The organism is Phenylobacterium sp. (genome assembly GCF_030651755.1).
In the GTDB taxonomy this organism is placed as follows: domain Bacteria; phylum Pseudomonadota; class Alphaproteobacteria; order Caulobacterales; family Caulobacteraceae; genus Phenylobacterium.
The window spans coordinates 1-5,635 of sequence record NZ_JAUSBZ010000158.1 but is presented as its reverse complement, the minus strand read 5'-3'; the positions used below and the strand labels follow the sequence as shown (position 1 = coordinate 5,635).

General features: G+C 68.8%; 5 protein-coding genes and 1 pseudogene. 1 reads left to right on the top strand and 5 read right to left on the bottom strand.

The genetic code is table 11. The features are described 5' to 3' along the window. Positions 1-1,863, bottom strand: a 1,863-nt coding sequence (topA, locus tag Q7V15_RS15605) for a type I DNA topoisomerase (protein WP_304756714.1), incomplete at its 3' end; no start/stop codon positions are given. Between the two features lie 177 nt (positions 1,864-2,040). Here topA and Q7V15_RS15600 point away from each other — a divergent pair. Further along, positions 2,041-2,223, top strand: a complete 183-nt coding sequence (locus Q7V15_RS15600; RefSeq protein WP_304756713.1) for a hypothetical protein — start codon at positions 2,041-2,043, stop codon at positions 2,221-2,223. A gap of 4 nt (positions 2,224-2,227) precedes the next feature. On the opposite strand, the gene dprA is transcribed toward Q7V15_RS15600, so the two are convergent. From dprA to pyrB, 4 genes and pseudogenes are all read right to left on the bottom strand, one after another. Beyond that, entirely contained in the window at positions 2,228-3,322 is a 1,095-nt protein-coding gene (gene dprA, locus Q7V15_RS15595) for a DNA-processing protein DprA (RefSeq protein ID WP_304756712.1), read from the bottom strand. Continuing rightward, a complete protein-coding gene (gene plsY, locus Q7V15_RS15590; RefSeq protein WP_304756711.1) occupies positions 3,319-3,975 on the bottom strand; it encodes a glycerol-3-phosphate 1-O-acyltransferase PlsY in 657 nt (218 codons plus the stop codon). Before plsY ends, dprA begins: the two co-directional genes overlap by 4 nt. Before the next feature lie 125 nt (positions 3,976-4,100). Then, the gene (gene pyrC / locus Q7V15_RS15585; RefSeq protein WP_304756715.1) at positions 4,101-5,399 is read right to left on the bottom strand and encodes a dihydroorotase; all 1,299 of its coding nucleotides are present in this window, start codon (positions 5,397-5,399) and stop codon (positions 4,101-4,103) included. Next, a pseudogene (pyrB, locus tag Q7V15_RS15580) lies at positions 5,396-5,635 on the bottom strand (aspartate carbamoyltransferase catalytic subunit); the annotation flags it as partial. The gene pyrC and the pseudogene pyrB, both read right to left, overlap by 4 nt.

The window sequence follows — 5,635 nt, the reverse complement described above, 5'->3', positions numbered from 1 at the left end:
GGAGCAGCCGATAAAGGCGCCGAACTTGCCGGTCTTAAGGGACAGCTTGCCCGTGGCGCAGGTGGGGCAGGCCCGGGGATCGGAGCCGTCAGCCTTCTGCGGGAAGATGTGGGGACCCAGCGCCTCGTTCAGGGCGTCCAGGACGTTGGTCACCCGCAGTTCTGAGATCTCACCGACGGCGGCGTGGAAGTCCTGCCAGAACTCCCGCAGAAGCACCTTCCAGTTCAGATCGCCGGCCGAGACCAGGTCGAGCTTCTCCTCCAGGGCGGCGGTGAAGTCGTATTCCACGTAGCGGCGGAAGAACTGTTCCAGGAAGGCGGTGACCAGCCGGCCCTTGTCCTCGGGGACAAAGCGGTTCTTGTCCATCTTCACATAGTCGCGATCCCGCAGCACGGTCAGCACCGAGGCGTAGGTCGAGGGCCGGCCGATGCCGAGCTCCTCCATCTTCTTGACCAGGCTGGCTTCGGAATAGCGGGGCGGCGGCTCGGTGAAGTGCTGAGCGGCCCGAGCGGCGGCGACCTTTGCGGCCGCGCCCTGGGTCACCTGGGGCAGGCGGCCGGACTCCTCGTCGTCAGCGTCGTCGCGGCCCTCTTCGTAGACGGCCAGATAGCCGTCGAACAGGATCACCTGGCCGGTGGCGCGCAGGCCGGTCTGGCCATCGGCGCTCTCCAGCTCAATGGTGGTGCGCTCGATGCGGGCGCTCTCCATCTGCGAGGCGATCATCCGCTTCCAGATCAGCTCGTAGAGGCGGCCAAGATCCCCATCCAGGCGCAGGGAGCCAGGATTGCGGGTCAGGCTGGTGGGACGGATGGCCTCGTGGGCCTCCTGGGCGTTCTTGGCCTTGGTGCGATAGATGCGGGCCTGTTCGGGGACGTAGTCCTTGCCATAGACCCCGGCGATGACCTGGCGGGCCTCATCCAGAGCTTCAGGCGCGGCCTGCACGCCGTCGGTCCGCATATAGGTGATCAGGCCGACGGTCTCGCCGCCGATATCGACGCCCTCATAGAGCTTCTGGGCGGCCTGCATGGTCCGCTGGGCCGAGAAGCCGAGCTTGCGGGAGGCCTCCTGCTGCAGGGTCGAGGTGGTGAAGGGCGGGGCCGGCGAACGCTTGGCCGGCTTCTTCTCCACCGACGCGACGGTGAAGCTGGCGGCCTGGACGGCGGCCTTGGCGGCCTCAGCCGCAGCCGCATCGCCCAGGTCGAACTTGGTCAGGCGCTTGGCCTGATGCTTGACCAGGCGGGCCAGGAAGGGATCGCCGCCAGCCGACACATCGGCGTCGACGGTCCAGTACTCCTGGGTCTTGAACCGTTCGATCTCCAGCTCGCGGTCGACGATCAGCCGCAGGGCCACCGACTGGACGCGGCCGGCCGAGCGCGAGCCCGGCAGCTTGCGCCACAGCACCGGCGAGAGGGTGAAGCCGACGAGGTAGTCCAGGGCGCGGCGGGCGAGATAGGCCTCCACCAGCTCCATGTCGATATCCCGCGGCGCCTTCATGGCCTCGGTGACGGCGGTTTTGGTGATGGCGTTGAACACCACCCGCTGGACCACCGCGCCCTTGATGACCTTCTTTTTCTGAAGGACCTCCAGAACGTGCCAGGAGATGGCCTCGCCCTCGCGGTCGGGGTCGGTGGCGAGGATCAGGCGGTCGGCCCCCTTCATCGCCTCAGCGATATCATTGAGCCGTTTGGCGGACTTGGCGTCCACATCCCAGCTCATGGCGAAGTCGTCATCGGGCCTGACCGAGCCATCCTTTGGAGGCAGGTCCCGCACATGCCCGTAGGAAGCCAGGACGATGTAATCCGAGCCCAGGTATTTGTTGATGGTCTTGGCCTTGGCCGGGCTCTCGACGACGACGACGTTCATTTATGGAGCTTTGACTGGTGGTTCCGCTGGCGGAAAGCCCGGAACACAAAGGCGCGAAAGGTGGGCTTTGGGGTGGGGCGATGTCAACCGGGCTGGCGGACTCCCGCTAACTCAACCACAGGTTAAGGGCATAATCGCATTTGGTGTGGACGGGAATCCGGATACGGAACACCTGTCATGATCGCCCCACCGCCGCCTGAGGCCTCACCGCAGCAAGTCGCCATCTTTATCGAAGAGGTGTTGCGCGACCTGTCGGAGGTGGCGGCGATCCACGGCCATCGGGGCTTGGCCACCACCCTGATCGTCGCCGCTCTGGAAGCGGCTCGGGCCTCGGCCGGGGAGCCCGACACAAAAACCTGAGGGTTCATGCGGCGGCGGCCATGCCGCCCGGCAGCAGCTCGGCCCGGCCGACCAGGGCCAGTTCCAACAGGGCGGCGGCCACAGCCCCCGGGGCCCGGCCCGTGGCGCGGACCAGTTCATCGCGAGAGACCGGGGTGGGCGACAGCAGATCGGCGACCCTCTGGGTCAAGGTCGGATCGGAGTCCTCCGCCGGGCACGGGCCCTCATAGGTCGCGCTGGGCTCCCGCAGGCCGCCCAGGGTCTCCAGGGTCCGCAGGACATCCTCTGCGCCCTCGCACAGGGCCGCGCCTTGGCGGATCAGGTCGTTGGCGCCCCGCGCCCGCGGGTCGAGGGGAGAGCCGGGCACCGCCAGGACCTCCCGCCCTTGCTCGGCGGCCAGGCGGGCGGTGATCAGCGACCCCGACCGAAGCTCGGCCTCGACCACCACCACCGCGCGGGACAGTCCCGCGATGATCCGGTTGCGGCGGGGAAAGTCCCGGGCCTGAGCCTGCCGGCCCGGCGGGTGTTCAGCCACAACGCAGCCCTGTTCAGTCAACCGGCGATAGAGATCGTGGTGCTCGTGGGGATAGATGTCGTCCACCCCGCCGCCCAGAACGGCGACGGTTCCGTGCTCCAGGGCGCCTTCATGGGCGGCGCCGTCTATGCCCCTTGCCATGCCGGAGACAATCACATGACCGGCCTGACCGAGTTCGGCGGCCAGACCGCGGGCGAATCGCTGACCTGAAGCCGAGGCGACCCGAGCGCCGACAATGGCGACGATGGAGCGATGCAGCAGGCTGAAATCCCCCCGGACCCACAGCACCGGCGGAGGCGGGTCGAGGGCCGCCAGGGACCGGGGAAAATCGGCCTCGCCGGAGCAGATCAGCCGGGCGCCGAGGGCCTGTCCTGCGGCGAGCTCGGCCTCGATCTCCTCGACTGTGGGGATGGCCGGCGCCTGGCTGCGGCCCCCTCGGCGGGCGAGCTCGGGCAGGGCGGCCAGGGCGCGGCCGGGTTCGGCATAGCGCCGGATCAACTGCTCGAAGGTCACCGCCCCGACGCCTTCGCTGCGGGCCAGCCGCAGCCAGTCGCGCCGCGCCTGTGGCGTCAGCTCCCACCTCATGCAGGAGTCTGGGGCGGGGCGTCCTTCTTGCCCCCGATCTTCGGCTCCTGCCCCTTCAGAAGGCGGGCGATATTGTCCTTGTGGCGGATGAAGATCAGCACCGCCATGAGCACGGCCAGGACGGCGATGGGATAGGGCCGGTCGGTGACGAACACATAGATCGGCGCCAGGACGGCGGCGGTCAGGGCCGCCAGGGACGACATTCGGAAGACAAGCGCCATCAGGATCCAGGTGGCGCCCGCCAGGAGCCCCACTGGCCAGGCCGCCGCCAGCAAGGTGCCGAAGAAGGTGGCGACCCCCTTGCCACCCTTGAACTTCAGCCAGACCGGAAAGATGTGGCCGATGAAGGCCGCGCCGCCCGCCAGGCTGGTCAGCACCGCCTGGACGTTCTGGGGCGCCTCGCGGGTCAGGCCCCAGGCGATGAACACCGCCAAGGCGCCCTTGCCGCCGTCGCCAAGCAGGGTGAGGGCCGCAAGATCCTTGCGGCCGGTGCGCAGGACATTGGTCGCCCCGATATTGCCCGAGCCGATGGAGCGGACGTCCCCGGCGCCGCCCAGGCGCGTGGCGATGACGCCGAATGGGATCGATCCCAGCAGATAGCCCCCGATGACGGCGGCGGCGATGAGCAGCGGGCTAAGCGTGTCGGTCGGCATTTGTGTCTCCCCCGTTTTCTCTAGTCCTAGCGGGACCATGGGGCCCCGTCACGACGTCCAGGATCGCTGTTGCCAGTTTGTTCGCAAAGGCATAGCCCCGCTTCGTCCAGCGGGCAATGGGTCAGCTATTCGGCGCGGTGGACCACCCGGCCGTCCACCAGGGTCATGCGGACCACGCCCTGCAGCCGGCGGCCGTCAAAGGGCGAGTTCTTGGACTTGGACTTCAGCTCGGCCAGGTCGACCACCATGGGGGCGTTCAGGTCGCAAAGGACGAGATCGGCGGGCGCTCCCTTAGCCAGGCGTCCCGCGGGCAGGCCCAGCAGTTCGGCCGGCCGGCTGGTGACCGTTCGCATCAGGTCGATGAGGGGAATGCGCCCGTCATGATGGAGGGCCAGCAGGGCCGGCAGCAGGGTCTGCAGGCCCACCGCGCCCGGGGCGGCCTCGTCATAGGGCAGGCGCTTGTCCTCGGCCGGCGCCGGGGCGTGGGCGGAGACGACGATGTCGATGAGGCCCGACGCCAGGGCCTCGATCACCGCCTGGCGGTCGTCCTCGCCGCGCAAAGGCGGATCGACCTTGCAGAAGGTCCGGTAGTCGCCGATGTCCACCTCGTTGAAGGACAGGTGGTTGATCGAGGTGGTCGCCATCACGTCCAGGCCGCGGGCCTTGCCGCGCTCCAGGCTCTCCAGGGCGCAGGCGGTGGTGATCTGGTCCACCAACAGGCGGCCGCCGGTGAGCTCGACCAGGGCGAGATCCCGCTCCAGCATGATCTTCTCGGCGATGGGCGGGACCGAGGGCAGGCCCATGCGGCCGGCCAGCTCGCCTTCGGTGGCCGCGGCGCCGGCCGACAGCCAGGGATCGGCCGGGCGGTGGGCCACCAGCACCCCGAAGCTGCGGGCATAGGCGAGCAGGCGGCGGAAGACCTTCGAATTGACGATGGGGTGGTCGGCGTCGGTGACATAGACGCAGCCGGCGTCGCGCATCAGGCCGATCTCGGCCATCCGCTCGCCCAGCAGGCCCTTGGTGGCGGCGCCGGCGGGATAGACGTGCACCAGCTCGATGTCCCGGGCCCGGCGCAGGATGAAATCCACCACCGAGGGATCATCGACCACCGGCGAGGTGTCGGGCTGGACGACGATGGAGGTGACGCCGCCGGCGGCGGCGGCGAGGGCGGCCGACTTCAGCGTCTCCTTCGGCTCGGCGCCCGGTTCGCCGGTCTTGACCCGCAGGTCGATGAGGCCGGGGCTGAGCATGGCGCCCTGCGCATCCAGGGTCTCGATATCGTCGGACAGGCCGCCCAACTCGCCGCCGAAAACCACCTCGGCGATCTTACCGTTCTTGACCAGCAGGGCGCCGCGTTCGTCCTGACCGGACGCGGGATCAACGAGGCGGGCGTTGAGGATCGCCAGGGAGCGGGAAGCCATCAGTCGTTATCCAGTCGAGCCGAAAGGGCGGCCAACACCGCCATGCGGGCGGCGACCCCCATCTCCACCTGATCCTGGATCAGGCTGACGGCCAGGTCGTCGGCCACGTCGGAATCGATCTCGACCCCACGGTTCATGGGGCCAGGATGCATGACCCGGACGTGGGGGGCGGCGCAGGCGAGCTTCTCCCGGTCGAGGCCGAAGAAGCGGAAGTATTCCCGCTGGGACGGCGCCAGGAC

What these genes read in the sequence shown, in the direction of transcription:
- Q7V15_RS15600 (WP_304756713.1), top strand. Translation starts at nt 2,041, where the DNA reads ATGATCGCCCCACCGCCGCCTGAGGCCTCACCGCAGCAAGTCGCCATC.
- dprA (WP_304756712.1), bottom strand. Translation starts at nt 3,322, where the DNA reads ATGAGGTGGGAGCTGACGCCACAGGCGCGGCGCGACTGGCTGCGGCTG.
- plsY (WP_304756711.1), bottom strand. Translation starts at nt 3,975, where the DNA reads ATGCCGACCGACACGCTTAGCCCGCTGCTCATCGCCGCCGCCGTCATC.